11 protein-coding genes are annotated in these 17,204 nt (G+C 71.5%); 4 read left to right on the top strand and 7 right to left on the bottom strand.

The window, feature by feature from the left end; genetic code table 11:
* Positions 1-42 precede the first annotated feature (42 nt).
* Positions 43-1,578, top strand: coding sequence for an MFS transporter (locus ACFWB8_RS09730; protein ID WP_385223984.1), 1,536 nt, complete (start codon positions 43-45; stop codon positions 1,576-1,578).
* 60 nt (positions 1,579-1,638) lie between these two features.
* On the opposite strand, the gene serA is transcribed toward ACFWB8_RS09730, so the two are convergent.
* The 6 genes from serA to ACFWB8_RS09700 form a co-directional block, all read right to left on the bottom strand.
* Positions 1,639-3,228 (bottom strand): phosphoglycerate dehydrogenase, encoded by a 1,590-nt coding sequence (gene serA / locus ACFWB8_RS09725; protein ID WP_385223982.1) that lies wholly within the window; start codon positions 3,226-3,228, stop codon positions 1,639-1,641.
* 268 nt (positions 3,229-3,496) lie between these two features.
* The gene (gene ilvC, locus ACFWB8_RS09720; RefSeq protein ID WP_385223980.1) at positions 3,497-4,498 is read right to left on the bottom strand and encodes a ketol-acid reductoisomerase; all 1,002 of its coding nucleotides are present in this window, start codon (positions 4,496-4,498) and stop codon (positions 3,497-3,499) included.
* 123 nt (positions 4,499-4,621) lie between these two features.
* Positions 4,622-5,146 (bottom strand): acetolactate synthase small subunit, encoded by a 525-nt coding sequence (gene ilvN, locus ACFWB8_RS09715; RefSeq protein ID WP_385223978.1) that lies wholly within the window; start codon positions 5,144-5,146, stop codon positions 4,622-4,624.
* Between the two features lie 31 nt (positions 5,147-5,177).
* Entirely contained in the window at positions 5,178-7,064 is a 1,887-nt protein-coding gene (locus ACFWB8_RS09710) for an acetolactate synthase large subunit (RefSeq protein ID WP_385223976.1), read from the bottom strand.
* A gap of 215 nt (positions 7,065-7,279) precedes the next feature.
* A complete protein-coding gene (locus tag ACFWB8_RS09705) occupies positions 7,280-10,147 on the bottom strand; it encodes a putative bifunctional diguanylate cyclase/phosphodiesterase (protein ID WP_385223974.1) in 2,868 nt (955 codons plus the stop codon).
* A gap of 282 nt (positions 10,148-10,429) precedes the next feature.
* On the bottom strand, positions 10,430-11,377 hold the full coding sequence (locus ACFWB8_RS09700) for a 2-hydroxyacid dehydrogenase (RefSeq protein ID WP_385223972.1): 948 nt from the start codon (positions 11,375-11,377) through the stop codon (positions 10,430-10,432).
* An 80-nt stretch (positions 11,378-11,457) separates the two neighbouring features.
* Between ACFWB8_RS09700 and ACFWB8_RS09695 the strand changes: the two genes are divergently transcribed.
* From ACFWB8_RS09695 to ACFWB8_RS09685, 3 genes are all read left to right on the top strand, one after another.
* On the top strand, positions 11,458-12,477 hold the full coding sequence (locus ACFWB8_RS09695) for an aldo/keto reductase (RefSeq protein WP_385223970.1): 1,020 nt from the start codon (positions 11,458-11,460) through the stop codon (positions 12,475-12,477).
* Between the two features lie 108 nt (positions 12,478-12,585).
* Positions 12,586-13,869, top strand: a complete 1,284-nt coding sequence (locus ACFWB8_RS09690; RefSeq protein WP_385223968.1) for a PQQ-dependent sugar dehydrogenase — start codon at positions 12,586-12,588, stop codon at positions 13,867-13,869.
* A 51-nt stretch (positions 13,870-13,920) separates the two neighbouring features.
* Positions 13,921-14,091 (top strand): DUF6191 domain-containing protein, encoded by a 171-nt coding sequence (locus ACFWB8_RS09685; protein ID WP_385223966.1) that lies wholly within the window; start codon positions 13,921-13,923, stop codon positions 14,089-14,091.
* 12 nt (positions 14,092-14,103) lie between these two features.
* Here ACFWB8_RS09685 and ACFWB8_RS09680 read toward each other — a convergent pair whose 3' ends face one another.
* On the bottom strand, positions 14,104-17,139 hold the full coding sequence (locus ACFWB8_RS09680; RefSeq protein WP_385223964.1) for an AAA family ATPase: 3,036 nt from the start codon (positions 17,137-17,139) through the stop codon (positions 14,104-14,106).
* Between the last annotated feature and the right edge of the window lie 65 nt (positions 17,140-17,204).

Below are 17,204 nucleotides of genomic sequence, written 5' to 3'. Positions count from 1 at the left end.
TTGTTCTAGACAAGCGTTTATGACGCTTGTACATTGCTCCTCATGACGAACTCCGCAGCACGTCTCGCCGGCCGCCGGGAATGGATCGCCTTCACCGTTCTCCTCCTGCCGCTGCTCCTGGTCTCGATGGACGTCTCCGTCCTCTACTTCGCCATCCCGGCCATCACCCGGGAGCTCGACCCGAGCGCCACCCAGCAGCTGTGGATCTTCGACAGCTACGCCTTCGCCCTCTCCGGCCTGCTGATCACGATGGGCTCCCTCGGGGACCGGATCGGCCGCCGCAAGCTGCTGCTGATCGGCGCCGCAGCCTTCGGGCTCGCCTCCGTCGGCGCCGGCTACGCCACCAGCGCCGAGATGCTGATCGCCTGCCGCGTACTGCTCGGCATCGGCGGCGCGACCCTGATGCCGTCCACGCTGGCCCTCGTACGGAACCTCTTCGCGGACGCCGGACAGCGCGGCAAGGCCATCGCCATCTGGTCCGGCGCCATGACCGGCGGCATCGCCCTCGGATCGGTCATGAGCGGTGTGATGCTGAACCGCTTCCGGTGGGGCTCCGTCTTCCTCATCAACGTCCCCGCGATGCTGCTCCTGCTGGTTCTGGTCCCGGTGCTCGTACCGGAGTTCAAGGACCCGGCGCCCGGCCGCTTCGACCTGGTGAGCGTCCCGCTGTCGATGGCCGCCGTCCTGCCGGTCGTCTACGGCCTCAAGGAGATCGCCGCCGAGGGCTTCACCCCGCTCCACGCGGCCTGCGTCGCCGTCGGCCTGGCCTTCGGGTACGCCTTCCTGCGCCGTCAGCGCACCCGTGACGACGCGATGATCAGCCGGGCACTGTTCCAGGGCCGCGGCTTCGGCGCCGGGATCGCCCTGAACACGATCTCCGCCTTCGCCATGATGGGCTCGGCCTACTTCACCACCCAGTACCTCCAGTCGGTGCTCGGCATGGGCACCCTGGAAGCCGCCCTGTGGAGCCTCGCCCCGTCGGTCGTCATCGGCGCCGCCGCCCCCGTCTCCGCCGCCCTGGCCCAGAAGGTCGACCGGGCGTACGTCATCGCCGGCGGGTTCTGCCTCGCCGCGGCCGGGTTCGCGCTGATCGGCCTGGTCGGCGCCGACTCCCTGTGGCTGCTGCTCGCCGGCGCCGGGGTGCTGGCCTCGGGCATCGTGACCGTGATGTCCCTGGTCTCCGACATGGCGCTGGGAGCGGCCCCCGCCGAGAAGGCCGGTTCGGCCGCCTCCCTGCTGGAGACGGGCCAGGAGTTCGGCGGGGCCCTGGGCATGGCGGTCCTGGGCAGCCTCGGCACCGCGGTCTACCGGAGCGACCTGTCCGGTCAGGAGCCCGCCGTGCGCGAAACCCTCGGCGGAGCGGTCGCCACCGCCCAGCAGATCGGCGGCGAGGCGGGCGGGCAGGTGCTGACCCTGGCCCGCGAGGCCTTCGTGCACGGCATGCAGTACGCCGCCTGGGGCGGTACGGCCCTCCTGCTCGGGGCGGCGGTGCTCGCCGTGGCCCTGCTCCGAGGGGCCCCCGCCCCGGCCGGCGCCCCGGCGCAGCGGGTCGAGGACGCCGAAGCCCTCGCGGGCTGATCGGCGTACAAGAAAGGGCCCGGGGTCGTCCCCGGGCCCTTCTTGACGTGACGGCGACCGTCAGCCGAGGCTGACCGTGCGCGCCGAGACGGCGCCGATCTCGGCGGAGATGTCCGCGAGGACGTTCACCGGAACCTCGGCGTCGACCGTGAGGACGACGAGCGCCTCGCCGCCCTCCTCGGCGCGGGCGACCTGCATGCCCGCGATGTTCAGGCCGGCCTCGCCGAGGATGCGGCCGACGGTGCCGACCACGCCCGGGCGGTCGGTGTAGCGCAGCACGACCATGAAGTCGGCGAGCGCCAGGTCCACGTCGTACTCGCCGACGCCGACGATCTTCTGCAGGTGCTTCGGGCCCGCGAGCGTGCCGGAGACCGAGACCTCCGAGCCGTCCGACAGGGTGCCGCGGACGGTCACCACGTTGCGGTGGTCCGGGGACTCCGAGCTGGTCGTCAGGCGCACCTCGACACCGCGCTCCTGGGCGAACAGCGGGGCGTTGACGTAGGAGACCGTCTCGTCGACGACGTCCTCGAAGACACCCTTGAGCGCGGAGAGTTCGAGCACCTTCACGTCGTGCTGGGTGATCTCGCCGCAGACCTCGACGTCGAGGCGGACCGCGACCTCGCCCGCCAGCGCGGTGAAGATGCGGCCGAGCTTCTCGGCGAGCGGCAGGCCGGGACGGACGTCCTCGGCGATGACGCCGCCCTGGACGTTGACCGCGTCCGGCACGAGCTCACCGGCGAGCGCGAGGCGCACCGACCTGGCGACCGAGACACCGGCCTTCTCCTGGGCCTCGTCCGTGGACGCGCCGAGGTGCGGGGTGCAGACGACCTGGTCGAGCTCGAAGAGCGGGGAGTCCGTGCAGGGCTCCTTCGCGTACACGTCGAGGCCGGCGCCGGCGACGCGGCCCTCCTTGATGGCCGAGTACAGCGCGGCCTCGTCCACGATCCCGCCGCGGGCGGCGTTGACGATGCGGACGGACGGCTTCACCTTGTGCAGGGCCTCGTCCCCGATGAGACCGAGGGTCTCGGGGGTCTTGGGCAGGTGCACGGTGATGAAGTCGGCGACCTCGAGGAGTTCGTCCAGCGTCAGCATCTTGACGCCCATCTGGGCGGCGCGCGCGGGCTGTACGTACGGGTCGTAGGCGACGACCTTCATGCCGAAGGCCGACATGCGCTGCGCGACCAGGACGCCGATGCGGCCGAGGCCGACGACGCCGAGGGTCTTCTCGCTGAGCTCGACGCCCGTGTACTTGTTCCGCTTCCACTCGCCGTTCTTCAGGGCGGTGTTGGCCTGCGGGATGTTGCGGGCCGTGGCGACGAGCAGGCCGCAGGCCAGCTCGGCGGCGGTCACGATGTTGGAGGTCGGGGCGTTGACGACCATCACGCCGGCCTTGGTGGCGGCGGACACGTCGACGTTGTCCAGACCGACGCCGGCGCGCGCGACGACCTTCAGCTTCTTGGCGGCGGCGATGGCCTCGGCGTCGACCTTGGTGGCGGAGCGGACCAGGATCGCGTCGACGTCGACGATCGCGGGCAGCAGCTCCGCGCGGTCGGCTCCGTTGACGTGCCGGATCTCGAAGTCCGGACCGAGCGCGTCCACCGTGGCGGGCGACAGCTCTTCGGCGATGAGTACGACAGGTTTCGAGCTCACGTGGGTCATCCTCACAAGTCCAGTGCGGACGGCCGTCCCGACGGCCGCAGGCGGTGGAGGGGGTAGCCGCGTGGAAGACGCACGACACTGTGGGCCTGACGCGTTGTGTTGTGCAGTGTAGTGGCGGATCCCGAGCGGAATTCCGCCTGTACGGAAGGATCACCCTTCCGTGGTTGGCCGGGGTGGACAAGCCGCGCCATCGGAGGTCCATATTCCGATACGGCGCGGGGGCCGGGACGCTGTGTCCCGGCCCCCGCCGCGTGAGAGATCAGCTCTCGTCGTTGTCGACCCAGCTCATGAGCTTGCGCAGCTTCTTGCCGGTCGTCTCGAGGAGGTGCGCCTCGTCGGCCTTCTTGTACTCGTTGTACTTCGGCAGGCCGGCCTTGTACTCGGCCATCCAGGTGTTGGCGAACTCGCCGCTCTGGATCTCGGCCAGGACCTGCTTCATCTCGGCCTTGGTGGCGTCCGTGATGATGCGGGGGCCGGTGATGTAGTCGCCCCACTCGGCGGTCTCGGAGACCGACCAGCGCATCTTCTCCAGGCCGCCCTCGTACATGAGGTCCACGATGAGCTTCAGCTCGTGCAGGCACTCGAAGTACGCGATCTCCGGCTGGTAGCCGGCCTCGGTCAGGGTCTCGAAACCGGCCTTGACCAGCGCGGAGGCGCCACCGCAGAGAACGGCCTGCTCACCGAACAGGTCGGTCTCGGTCTCCTCGGTGAAGGTGGTCTTGATGACGCCGGCGCGGGTGCCGCCGATGCCGGCCGCGTACGAGAGCGCCAGCGCGAAGGCGCTGCCGGTGAAGTCCTGCTCGACGGCGGCGATGCAGGGCACGCCGCGGCCTTCCTCGTACTGGCGGCGGACCAGGTGGCCCGGGCCCTTGGGGGCGACGAGGGCGACGTCCACGTTGGCCGGGGGCTTGATGAAGCCGTAGCGGACGTTGAAGCCGTGGCCGAAGAAGAGCGCGTCGCCCTCCTCGAGGTGCTCCTTGATGGACTCCTCGTAGATCTCGGCCTGCAGCGGGTCCGGCGTCAGGATCATGATGACGTTCGCCCAGGCCGCGGCCTCGGACACGGAGACGACCTTGAGACCCTGCTCCTCGGCCTTGGCCTTGGACTTCGAGCCCTCCTTCAGACCGACGACGACGTCGACGCCGGAGTCACGGAGCGACAGCGCGTGGGCGTGGCCCTGGCTGCCGTAACCGATGACCGCGACCTTGCGGCCCTGGATGATGGACAGGTCGGCGTCGTTCTCGTAGAACAGCTCGGCCACTGGGATATCTCCTTGGTGCGCTGGTGTTGCTCCCACCGTACGGCGGGGAACGGAATAAGAGGTTCTTGGTCTCGCTATACGAGCGGACCGGCTTCGATCAGGCGCCCGGATCAGGCACTTCGATCAGGCGCTGCGGTCGAGCGCGCGCAGGCTGCGGTCCGTGATGGACCGGCCGCCGCGCCCTATGGCGATCGTGCCGGACTGCACGAGTTCCTTGATGCCGAAGGGCTCCAGCATCTTCAGCATCGCGCCGAGCTTGTCGGCGCCGCCGGTGGCCTCGATGGTGACGGCCTCCGGGGAGACGTCGACGGTCTTGGCGCGGAACAGCTGGACGATCTCGACGATCTGCGAGCGGGTCTCGTTGTCGGCGCGGACCTTCACCAGAACGAGTTCACGCTCGATGGCGTTGTGCTGCTCCAGCTCGACGATCTTGAGCACGTTGACCAGCTTGTTGAGCTGCTTGGTCACCTGCTCCAGCGGGAGGTCCTCGACGTTCACGACGATGGTGATGCGCGAGATGTCGGGGTGCTCGGTCACACCGACCGCGAGGGAGTCGATGTTGAACCCGCGGCGGGAGAACAGCGCGGCGATCCGGGCGAGGATGCCGGGCGTGTTCTCGACCAGGACGGAGAGCGTGTGCTTGGACATGTGAGGCGTTCTCTCTCTCGGCTCTCTCGGCTCAGTCGTCTTCGTTGTCGCCGAAGTCGGGACGGACGCCCCGGGCTGCCATGACCTCGTCGTTGGAGGTGCCGGCGGCGACCATCGGCCACACCATGGCGTCCTCGTGGACGATGAAGTCGATGACCACCGTACGGTCGTTGATCGCGTTGGCCTCGGCGATGACCTTGTCCAGGTCGGCCGGGTCCTCGCAGCGCAGTGCCACGCAGCCCATGGCCTCGGACAGCTTGACGAAGTCCGGGACGCGGGTGCCCTTGCGGGGGGCGATGGACTCGCCGAGCTGGGAGCCGACGGTGCCGTGGCCCGTCTCGTCGGCGTGCAGCACGGTGTTGGAGTACCGCTGGTTGTAGAACAGGGTCTGCCACTGGCGGACCATGCCCAGCGCACCGTTGTTGATGATCGCGACCTTGATCGGGATGTTGTTCAGCGCGCAGGTGACCAGTTCCTGATTGGTCATCTGGAAGCAGCCGTCGCCGTCGATCGCCCAGACCGTGCGCTCGGGCATGCCGACCTTGGCGCCCATCGCGGCGGGGACCGCGTAGCCCATCGTTCCGGCGCCGCCGGAGTTGAGCCAGGTGCGCGGCTCCTCGTACTTGACGAAGTGCGAGGCCCACATCTGGTGCTGGCCGACGCCGGCCGCATAGATGGTGCCCTTCGGCGCGAGCGCGCCGATCCGCTCGATGACCTGCTGGGGCGACAGCATGCCGTCCTCGGGCAGGTCGTAGCCCAGCGGGTACGTGTCGCGCCAGCGGCTGAGGTCCTTCCACCAGGCGGTGTAGTCCCCGGCGTTGCCCTCGGTGTGCTCCGCCTGGACGGCCTGGATCAGGTCGGCGATGACCTCGCGGGCGTCACCGACGATCGGGACGTCGACCGTGCGGTTCTTGCCGATCTCGGCCGGGTCGATGTCCGCGTGGATGATCTTGGCGAAGGGAGCGAAGCTGTCCAGCTTGCCCGTGACGCGGTCGTCGAAGCGGGTGCCGAGCGCGATCAGCAGGTCCGACTTCTGCAGCGCGGTGACCGCGGTGACCGCGCCGTGCATGCCCGGCATGCCGACGTGCAGCGGGTGGCTGTCGGGGAAGGAGCCCAGCGCCATCAGCGTGGTGGTGACCGGGACGCCCGTCAGCTCGGCCAGGACCTTCAGCTCGGCGGTCGCGCCGGACTTCATGATGCCGCCGCCGACGTACAGGACCGGGCGCTTGGCCTGGCAGATGAGCTTGGCGGCCTCGCGGATCTGCTTGGCGTGCGGCTTGGTGACCGGCCGGTAGCCGGGGAGGTCCATCGTGGGCGGCCACGAGAAGGTGGTCTTCGCCTGGAGGGCGTCCTTGGCGATGTCGACCAGGACCGGGCCGGGGCGGCCGGTCGAGGCGATGTGGAAGGCCTGGGCGATCGTCCGCGGGATGTCCTCGGCCCTGGTCACCAGGAAGTTGTGCTTGGTGATCGGCATCGTGATGCCGACGATGTCCGCCTCCTGGAAGGCGTCGGTACCGATCGCCTTGGAGGAGACCTGGCCGGTGATCGCGACGAGCGGGACGGAGTCCATGTGCGCGTCGGCGATCGGGGTGACCAGGTTGGTGGCGCCCGGGCCGGAGGTCGCCATACAGACGCCGACCTTGCCCGTGGCCTGCGCGTAGCCGGTGGCGGCGTGGCCGGCCCCCTGCTCGTGGCGGACCAGGATGTGACGGACCTTCGTGGAGTCCATCATCGGGTCGTACGCGGGGAGGATGGCGCCGCCCGGGATGCCGAAGACGGTGTCGCACCCCACCTCTTCGAGAGAGCGGATGAGGGACTGCGCACCCGTGACGTGCTCAATGGCGGCGGACTGCTGTCCGCCGTTACGGGCCCGCGGCTGCGGATGGTGGGCCCCGGTGGCCTGCTCGGTCATCGGCATTCTCTTCTCGAAGCTGAGGGTTTTACGAGGAGGGTTTTACGAGATTCGACGTTGCCAGTGCAACAAAAAACCCCTCGTGCCGGGAGGCAAGCGAGGGGAGCGCGTCGGGTGTGTTGAGCGGGGACATGCTGGCCCCAGCTTCAGCCGACGCGCTTTCCAAGTACGAGAATTCGGGTGCGCATGGCACTGACCCTCCCTCTGGCGGGAGGTGGATGTCAAGTGGGTGGGACGGGCGTCTCATTATGTGAGCCTCTGTGGATGACCATGGAGCCCCCGGCGGAACCACCGGCCAAGGCGGGTTGCACCGCTCCGCCCGGTACTGGGAACGTACCGCGCACCAGCGCCCGCCGCAGCCTGTACTCGTCGAGGGGGCCGGAAAACGCCATCCCCTGGCCGTGGGTGCAGCCCATGGCCCGCAGGGCCAGGACCTGCTCGGGCAGGTCCACCCCGTCGGCCACCGACTGCATGCCGAGGTCGTTTGCGATCCGCAACAGGCCTGCGGTGATCTTGTGCAGGCGGGCCGATTCGACCACACCTTCGACCAGACCCCGGTCCAGCTTGAGCACGTCCACCGGCAGCCGGCGCAGGGCGCTGATGGCCGCGTAGCCGCTGCCGAAGCCGTCCAGGGCGATCCCGATGCCGCTCCGGTGCAGGGCCGTGAGCCGGCGCTCCAGGTCGTCGAAGGGCACTCTGGGGTCGGACACGGCGAGCTCCAGGACCAGCGCTCCGGAGGGCAGCCCGTGCCGGGTCAGCAGGGCCTCCACGGAGCCCAGCGGGACCGCGCGGTCGAGCAGCCGCTGGGCCGTCATCCGCACGGCCACCGGTACGTCGTGCCCGGCCCGGTGCCGCTCGGCGGCCTGCTCCACGGCCTCCTCCAGCAGCCATCGCCCCAGCTCGGCGGCGCGTGAGGCGTCCGGCCCGGCCGAGTGCGCGCCTTCGCCGCACTCGGCGACCCGGAGGAATTCGGCCGGGGTGAACAAGATCCCCTGGGCGGACCGCCAGCGGGCCTGCGCGGCCACGGCCGACACCTCGCCGGTGGCCATCGAGACCACGGGCTGGTGCAGCAGGGCGAACTCTCCCTCGTGCAGTGCGGTGCGCAGCCGCCCCGCCAGCTCGGCCTTGCGCACGACCTCGGCCTGCATCTGGGGCGCGTACATCTCGACCCGGTCCTTGCCGGCCGCCTTGGCCCGGTACATCGCGAGATCCGCGTTGCGCATCAGGTCCGAAGGGGTGATGCCGGGATCGGCGAAGGCCGCGCCGATGCTGGCGGCGACCCGGACCTCGCTGCCGGCGATCCGGTACGGCTGGGAGAGCGTGGTGCGCAGCCGGTCGGCGATCTCGCGCACCAGGTACTCGCGGGCACTGCGGTCCCGGCTGCCGTCGCCCATGATCAGCGCGGCGAACTCGTCCCCGCCGAGTCGGGCCGCGGTGTCCCCGGCGCGGACCGAGTCCTGGAGCCTGCGCGCGGCCTCGATGAGGAGCTCGTCGCCCGCTTGGTGGCCGATCGTGTCGTTGACGGCTTTGAAGCCGTCGAGGTCAATGAAGAGCACGGCGGTGCTGTGGTCGCCCGCGCGCCGGCCCGCCAGCGCCTGGCGGACCCGGCGGGTGAACAGCGCCCGGTTGGGCAGGTCGGTCAGCGGATCGTGCTCGGCGCTGTGCTGGAGCTGGGCCTGGAGCCGGACGCGCTCGGTGACGTCCCGGCTGTTGAGGATCAGGCCGCCCTGGTGGCGGTTGACGGTGGACTCGACATTGAGCCATTCGCCGCCGCCGGACTTGAACCGGCACTCGATGCGGGTGGTGGGCTCCTCGGTCGGCGGGGCGGCGAGGAAGCGGCGTACCTCGTGGACGACCCGGCCGAGGTCGTCGGGATGGATGAGGGTGGCCAGCTCGGTGCCGACCAGCTCCTCCGCCTCGCGGCCGTAGACCCCGGCCGCGGCGGGGCTCACGTACCGCAGCGTCCCGGTGGGCGCGGCGATCATGATGACGTCGCTGGAGCCCTGGACCAGGGAGCGGAAGTGGTTCTCCTTCTGGGCCAGCTCCTGGGTCAGGGCGATGTTGTCGAGGAGCATGATGCCCTGCCGGATGACCAGGGCGAGGACGACGGTGCAGCCGGTGACGACCACCACCTTGTCGACGCTGCGGCTCTCGATCACGTTGTACAGGATGCCGAGGGTGCAGACGGCCGCGGCGAGGTACGGGGTGAGCGCGGGCAGCGACCGCGCGATCGGGCGGCTGACCGGGCGCAGGCCGCGGACCGGATCGGCGAACTCCGGTGGGGAGCCGATCCGGCGGGCGCCCCAGGGCGCGTAGGCGAGCAGCAGGGACCCGGCGAACCAGCCGGCGTCGAGGAGCTGGCCGGAGCGGTAGCTCTCCTTCAGCAGCGGCGAGGTGAAGATGGCGTCGCAGAGCACGGTCAGCGCGAGCGCGGCGATGGCCGTGTTGACGGCGGACCGGTTGGTCGCCGACCTCTTGAAGTGGAGGACCAGGACCATGGAGACGAGCGCGATGTCTAACAGCGGGTAGGCCAGTTCGAGCGCGGCCCCCGGGACGCTGCCGGCGCTGTGCGATCTGGCGGCCTTGGCGAGCGCCAGGCTCCACGAGAGGGTGAGCAGGGATCCCGCGATCAGCCACGAGTCGAGGGCGAGGCAGACCCAGCCCGCCCGGGTGACGGGGCGCTTGGCGAGGACCAGGAGGCCCACGATCGCGGGCGGGGCGAAGCAGAGGAAGAAGAACTGGGCCGGAGACGGGTTCGGCATCTCCTTGTGGATCACGACCTCGTACCACCCCCAGACCGCGTTTCCGCAGGCGGACATCAGCGAGGAGAGGGCGAAGAGCAACCAGGCGAGCCGGTCGCGGTTCGCGTGGGTGCGCGCGTACCGGTAGCAGGATGCGGCAGCGAGGAGGGCCGCCGCGCTGAGGCCGAAGTCACCCATGATGTCGGCGATCTCACTGCCGCCCCAGCCGGTTCCCGCACCGATCGCGTATCCGCCCCACACCACGGCCAGGAGTGCCTGCACGGCGCCTCCCCGGCCTCCGCCAGGGGCGGGCGCCCGGGTCAGGAGCGCCGCCCCCGGGGCGCTCACCGGTCCCCCTCGCTGGCTGGTTTCGGCGCACCCCAGTCCCGGCAGCGTCGCCTCCGGCGGCTTTGCCGCGTCGGATCCTTCGTCCATTGGCCGTGCATCGCCCGTCGCCCCCCAAAGTGTCCGATCACTCCCCAGCGCCAGACGTTCGTGGCGCAGCCCCTTGTACCGGACGATACACCACTTTCGTCACTCAGGGACATAGATTCTCTACGCTCCGTCACCAAGCGGGGAGTTGCGTGCACCGAGAGCATCCGATCGACTGCGGAGCGTGGGCATCGGGCGTCACTCGGTGATCAATACCGTGTTCTCCACGGGCTCTCCGGCGGCGAAGCGATTCAGCTGGCGCGCCACGAGGCGCTTCGCCCGCGGCTCGAACGCCGAGCTGCTGCCGCCGACATGGGGCGTGATCAGGACATGGGGTGCGTGCCACAGCGGATGGCCGGAAGGCAGCGGTTCCGGATCGGTGACGTCCAGTGCGGCGCGCAGCCGCCCCGACTCCAGTTCCGCGAGGAGGGACTTGGTGTCGACGACGGGCCCGCGGGCCACGTTGACCAGCAGCGCGCCGTCCTTCATGCGGCCGAGGAACTCGGCGCCCGCCAGGCCCCGGGTCTGCTCGGTCAGCGGCGTGGAGAGGATCACCACGTCGGCCTGCGGCAGGAGTTGGGGCAATTCGGCCAGGGCGTGCACCGGCCCGCGCCCGCTGCTGCGCGCCGAGCGTGCGACCCGCTCGATCCGCCCGCACTCGAACGGCGCCAGCCGGTCCTCGATGGCCGCGCCGATGGATCCGTAGCCGACGATCAGGACGGACTTGTCGGCCAGCGCCTCGTAGAAGCCCCCGCGCCACTCCTCGCGGTCCTGGCCGCGGACCATGCCGGGGATGCCCCGCAGCGAGGCGAGGACGAGGGTCAGCGCCAGCTCGGCGGTGCTCGCCTCGTGGACGCCCCGTGCGTTGCACAGCCGTACACCGGGGCTCAAGGAGGCGAGCCCGCCGAGGACGTGGTCGATGCCGGCGGTCAGCGTCTGCACGACCCGCAGCCGCGGCATGGCCGCCAGCGGGCGCAGGGTGACCTCGGAGGACTTCATGTACGGGGTGACGTAGAAGACGCAGTCCGCGGGATCGGCCGGGAAGTCCTCCTCGCCGTCCCAGTGTCGGTAGCGGAAGGAGTCGGGAAGGCCCTCGAACTCCTCGGAGGGGAAGGGGAGCCAGACGTCCCCGGTCATAGCGGTCATGATCCCGAGGCTATGCCAAGGCATTCGGATCAAGCCGTTAGTTTGTTTGCCGGACCGGGAGAGGGCGGGGGGACGTACGGGTGGAGCGCAGGTCGATCGGGGCGGCAGCGCTGACGGTGGGCGCCGTCGGACTCGGGTGCATGCCGATGAGCTGGGCCTACGGGCCTTCGCGCCGGCAGCGCGAGGACGCGGGGGCCCAGTCGCTGGCCGCGGTGCACACGGCGCTGGACCTGGGGGCCAGTCTGCTGGACACCGCCGACCTGTACGGGCCCTACACCAACGAGCTGCTGCTCGGGCGGGTGCTGCGGGAGCGCCGCGCCGAGGCGTTCGTCTCGGCCAAGGTGGGGCTGCGGGCGGGCGAGCAGCACGTGGTGGCCGATGGGCGGCCGGGCTATCTGCGGCGGGCCTGTGACGCCTCGCTGCGGCGGCTGCGGACGGACGTCATAGACCTGTACCAGCTGCACCGGGTGGATCCGGACGTCCCGGTGGAGGAGACCTGGGGCGCGATGGCGGAGCTGGTGGGTGCGGGGAAGGTACGGGCCCTCGGGTTCTGCGCGCTGGGCGCCGCGGCCGGGCCGGGGGCGGGGCGGCGCGGGGACCGGGCGTACGGTGCGACGCTGCGGCACCTGGAGCGGGCGCAGCAGGTGTTCCCGGTGAGCGCGGTGCAGGCGGAGCTGTCGGTGTGGTCGCCGGAGGCGGCGTGGCAGCTGCTGCCGTGGTGCGCGGCGCGCGGGGTCGGGTTCCTCGCGGCGATGCCGCTGGGCAGCGGGTTCCTGACCGGGACGCTCACCCCGGGCGAGGGCTTCGAGTCGCAGGACGTACGGGCCCGGCATCCGCGGTTCACGGCGTACGCCATGGCGGCGAACCAGGTGCTGGTGGCGGGGCTGCGGGAGGTGGCGCGGCGGCACGGGCCCGAGGTCACGGCGGCGCAGGTGGCGCTGGCGTGGGTGCTGGCGCAGGGGCCGCAGGTGGTGCCGGTGCCGGGGGCCGAGCGGGCGTGCTGGGCGGCGGAGAACGCGCGCGCGGCGCAGGTGCGGCTGACGGCCGCCGACCTGGCGGATCTGGCGGCGCTCCCGCCCGCGGTGGGGGCCTGGGACTGATCTCCACAACCACTCGATCGGGTGTACGAGCGGTGGAACTTCGGGACCGGTCCGGGCTGTTGAGTCAGATGTAAGGGCAGGATCGGTGGACCGGAGGGGAGCAGGACCATGCGATACGGACGCGATCACGGACCGTCGGCAGGGGGCGCGGGAGCGGCGGCGGTAAGGGCAGGGGCAGCGGCAGGGCCGGGGCGCGCGGGGACCCGCGCCCGGCCCCGGGCGGTGGCGGCGGCGCTGGCACTGGCCGGGTGCGGGGCCCTGCTGGCGGGCGGCTGCTCGCCGGCGGGCGGGCCAGGGGGGCGGGCCGGCGGCTCGCCACCGGGCACGGCCGCGACGGCGTCGGCCCCGGGCGCCTCGGGGGGGCCATCGGCGTCCCCGCGGGCTTCGGGGCCGCCGGCCAAGGGTGCGGTGACGGTGACCGGCGAGGTCGCCAAGGGCCTGGAGTCGCCGTGGGGGGTGGCTCCTCTGCCCGACGGGAATCTCCTGGTCGCCTCCCGGGACAAGGGCACCATCAGCCGGGTGGAAGTGGCCACGGGCGCGGTGACGCCGATCGGGAAGGTGCCCGGGGTGGCCCCGGGCGGCGAGGGAGGCCTGCTGGGACTGGCCCTCTCGCCCTCCTTCGCCTCGGACCGCATGGTATACGCCTACTTCACGACCGAGTCCGACAATCGGATCGCCCGGCTGCGTTATGACGAGCAGAGACCGGCCGGGCAGCAACTGGGCGCACCCGACACGGTGTTCCGGGGCATCCCCAAGGGCCTGATCCACAATGGCGGGCGGATCGCCTTCGGCCCGGACAAGATGCTGTATGCCGGGACGGGCGAGACCGGGGAGACCGGCCTCGCGCAGGACAAGAAGTCGCTGGGCGGCAAGATCCTGCGGATGACCCCGGACGGGGAGCCGGTGCACGGCAATCCCGAGGCCGATTCCGTCGTCTATTCGTACGGGCACCGCAATGTCCAGGGCCTGGCCTGGGACAAGGACAAGCGGCTGTGGGCGGCGGAGTTCGGCCAGAACACCTGGGACGAGCTGAATCTGATCGAGCCCGGCGGCAATTACGGCTGGCCGGAGGCGGAGGGCAAGGCCGGCAAGCCCGGCCTGCGTGACCCGGTGGCGGTGTGGAAGACCGACGAGGCTTCGCCGAGCGGGATCGCCTGGGCGGAGGGGTCGATCTGGATGGCCGGACTGAAGGGCAACCGGCTGTGGCGGGTCCCGCTGGCCGGGACGGGCCTGGTGGCGGACCCGGAGGCCTTCCTGGAAGGTGAGTACGGACGGCTGCGCACGGTGGTGGCCCTGGGTGGCGACAGATTGCTGCTGGTCACGAGCGAGACGGACGGGCGCGGATCGCCGCAGGCGGGCGACGACAGGATTCTGACACTGACAGTGCGGTAACCGGCATGGTCCCGGCGAGGGGCGAAAGGTGCGGTGTACACGGTGTTCAACATGATCGAGCAACTGTTCAGCCCCGGGCGCAAGCACACGGACGACGAGAAGAAGAGGCTGGAGCTGTCCCGGGTCGACACCAATGACGGCGACCCGGGACGGGGCCCGATAGACCTGGACTCCGGCAAGGTGCTCATACGCCGGGCCGACCCGGAGGAGCCTTCGCCCTGATCGGGCCGGAGGTCACCGGGCGGCCGGTGTCACGGGGGTGAAGAGCCTCAACCGGTGGGCGAGGGCGGCCGCCTCGCCGCGGCCGGAGACGCCCAGCTTCGCCAGGATGTTCGAGACGTGCACGCTGGCCGTCTTCGGGGAGATGAAGAGCGCCTCGGCGATCTGGCGGTTGGTGTGCCCCGCCGCGACCAGTCGCAGCACGTCCTTCTCCCGGCTGGTCAGGCCCAGGGACTCGGCCGGATCGGTGTCCGGCGCCGGGAGGGCCCGGGGGGTGTCCACGACGGTGAGCGGAAGCCTGGCGCGCTGCGCGAGCAGGGCCAGGTCCTCGCGGAGCCGGCGGGCCCCGAGCCGCTCGGCGGTGGCGTAGGCGTCGCGGAGCAGCTGCGCCGCGGGGTCCCGTTCACCGCACACCAGAAGGGCCTCTGCGAGCCGGTGGCGGGCCCGGGCCAGCAGGTACGGGCGCTCCAGCGGGCGGATGCCCGACTCCACGGCCGCCCAGTCGGCGGCGGTGTCCCGGGCTTCGGCGCGCAGCAGCTCGGCCCGGAGGTACTCGGCGTGGGCCGCCCACACCGGTGCCGGGGTGGCGAGGCCCCGGGCGGCGGCGCGCAGTACGGCCAGGGCCTCGTCCCGGCCGGCGTCGGCCACCGGGAGGCCGCGGGCGTCGGCCTCGGCGGAGGCGGAAGCGAGGAGCAGGGGCCAGGCGTAGCGGTGGTGGCCGAGCGGGAAGCCGTAGTCGACGGCCGCGGCCGTCTCGGTGCGGACGTCGGCCATGCGGCCCTCCCCCGCGGCCACGCCGATGGTGAGGCGGTAGAGCGGCAGCCGGTGCTGGGGCTGGGCGTCGTGGGTGCCGAAGTAGGTGTGTGCCGTGGCGAGCCTGGCGGCCGCTTCGGTCAACTCGCCGCGCGCCAGGGCCAGATAGGCCAGCCGGGCGGAGGCCGAGGCGCGCGGTGCGGCGCTGGAGCCGACGTGCAGGGTGCGCCGGGCCTCCTCGGCGGCCTCTTCCCAGCGTCCGAGGCTGTACAGGCTCTCCGCCATGTTTCCCCGGACCCAGGCCTCGGTGTCCAGCAACTGCGATTTGTGAACGAGTTCGGCTCCCTGGAGGGCCAGTTCCACGGCCTCACGGGAGCGTCCCAGCCCTTCCAGCTGAGAGGTGAGATTGATATGTGCACGTCCCGCCAGCATGACGAGCCCGAGTTCGGTGGCCCGCTCCTTGACCTCGTGCATCTCGGCGAGGCCGCCCTCGGGGTCGCCGGCGTCGGTGAGCAGGCTGCCGATCGTGATCCGGGCGTTGAGTTCGGTGTCCTCGGCGCCGACCATCCGCGCGTACTCCACGGCGCGTTCGGCGGCCGCGAGGTTCTCGGGGCCCGGGTTGTGGAGCATGCCCCAGCTCGCGGCCCGGACCAGGACGTCGGCGTGCACCTGGGACGGGGGCAGCCCCCGGACGAGCTCCTGCGCCTTGGCCAGCTCGTCCCAGCCGTCGCCGCGGGCCAGGCCTGCGACCAGCCGGGAGCGCTCGGTCCAGAACCAGGCGGCGCGCAGCGGGTCCCGGCCGTCGTCCAGCAGCCGCAGGGCGGTCTTGGTGAACTTCAGGGCGCGTTCGCGCTCGCCGCCGAAGCGGGCCGCGACGGTCGCCTCCGCCAGCAGGTCGAGCCGTTGGAGCGGGGTGGTCGCGGGATCGCAGCCGCAGGGCGGGTAGACCTCGGTGTAGTCCGCCGGGCGCAGTTGCTCGCGCACCTCCTGCGGGGCGCTCTCCCACAGCTCCATGGCCCGTTCCAGCAGCCGCAACTGCTCGGAGTAGGCGTGGCGGCGGCGGGCGGCCACCGAGGCGGCGAGCACGGCGGGCAGCGCCTTGGCGGTGTCGTTGGCCCAGTACCAGTAGCTCGCGAGCCGGATGACCCGCTCCTCGGCGCGGACCAGCGAGTCGTCGGCCTCCATCGCCTCGGCGTAGCGGCGGTTGACGCGGGCGCGCTCGCCGGGCAGCAGGTCGTCGCTGACGGCCTCGCGGACCAGCGAGTGGCGGAAGCGGTATCCGTCGCCGTCGGGGGTGGGGAGGAGGATGTTGGCGCCGACCGCGGCGCGCAGGGCCTCGATCAGCTCGTCCTCGGTGAGCCGGGTGACGGCGCGCAGCAGAGGGTACTCGACGGCGGAGCCGCCCTCGGCGACGACGCGGACCACGCGCTGGGCGCCGTCCGGGAGCACCTCCACGCGGACGAGGAGGAGGTCGCGCAGGGATTCGGTGAGACCGGTGCGGCAGCCGCTCTCCTTGGAGGCGACGAGTTCCTCGACGAAGAAGGCGTTGCCGTCGGAGCGTTCGAAGACGGAGTCGACGAAGTCTTCGGCGGGCTGCGAGGCGAGGATGCCGGCGAGCTGGCGGCGCACCTCGGCCCGGTTGAAGCGGGACAGTTCGATGCGGTGGACGGTGCGCAGGCGGTCCAGTTCCGCGAGGAGCGGGCGCAGCGGGTGGCGGCGGTGGACGTCGTCGGCGCGGTAGGTGGCGACGACGACGAGGCGGCCGCTGTTCAGGGTGCGGAAGAGGTAGGCGAGCAGGTGCCGGGTGGAGGTGTCCGCCCAGTGCAGGTCTTCCAGGACGAGGACGACGGTGCGGTCGGCGGCGAGCCGCTCCAGCATCCGGGCCGTCAGCTCGAAGAGCCGGGCCGTGCTCTCTTCGTCGTGCGGGCCGCGCGGGGTCTCGCCGAGTTCCGGGAGGATCCTGGCGAGTTCGTCCTCCTGGCCCGCGGCCGCGGCGGACAGTTCGTCGGGCAGCCGGCGGTGCAGGGCGCGCAGGGCCGTCGAGAACGGGGCGAAGGGAAGGCCCTCCGCCCCGATCTCCACACAGCCTCCGACGGCGACCACTGCTCCGCGGCGGGTCGCCTCGCCCAGGAACTCCTCGGTGAGGCGGGTCTTGCCGACTCCGGCCTCGCCCCCGACGAGCAGCGCCTGCGGCTCCTGGCCGGCGGCTCGCGTCAAGGCGTCAGTGAGTACGGCCAGTTCGTCGGCTCGGCCGACGAACACCGGGCTGACAGATCTGGTCTCCACGCCGCCGAGCATGGCACAGGGGCCCTGCTCAGCGGCACTCGGTATCGGTGCGCTTCTCGTCACGTGCCGGCTCACAC

This window comes from Streptomyces sp. NPDC060031 (genome assembly GCF_042736805.1).
Taxonomy (GTDB): domain Bacteria; phylum Actinomycetota; class Actinomycetes; order Streptomycetales; family Streptomycetaceae; genus Streptomyces.
Note: the sequence above shows the minus strand (reverse complement) of the source record. Positions and strands in the feature narration are given on the sequence as shown.

Excerpts from the sequence above, each read along its gene's own strand:
- ACFWB8_RS09700 (WP_385223972.1), bottom strand. The coding sequence starts at position 11,377 with ATGACCGCTATGACCGGGGACGTCTGGCTCCCCTTCCCCTCCGAGGAG.
- ACFWB8_RS09685 (WP_385223966.1), top strand. The coding sequence starts at position 13,921 with ATGATCGAGCAACTGTTCAGCCCCGGGCGCAAGCACACGGACGACGAG.
- ACFWB8_RS09680 (WP_385223964.1), bottom strand. The coding sequence starts at position 17,139 with ATGCTCGGCGGCGTGGAGACCAGATCTGTCAGCCCGGTGTTCGTCGGC.
- ilvN (WP_385223978.1), bottom strand. The coding sequence starts at position 5,146 with ATGTCCAAGCACACGCTCTCCGTCCTGGTCGAGAACACGCCCGGCATC.
- ACFWB8_RS09730 (WP_385223984.1), top strand. The coding sequence starts at position 43 with ATGACGAACTCCGCAGCACGTCTCGCCGGCCGCCGGGAATGGATCGCC.
- ACFWB8_RS09690 (WP_385223968.1), top strand. The coding sequence starts at position 12,586 with ATGCGATACGGACGCGATCACGGACCGTCGGCAGGGGGCGCGGGAGCG.
- ACFWB8_RS09710 (WP_385223976.1), bottom strand. The coding sequence starts at position 7,064 with ATGCCGATGACCGAGCAGGCCACCGGGGCCCACCATCCGCAGCCGCGG.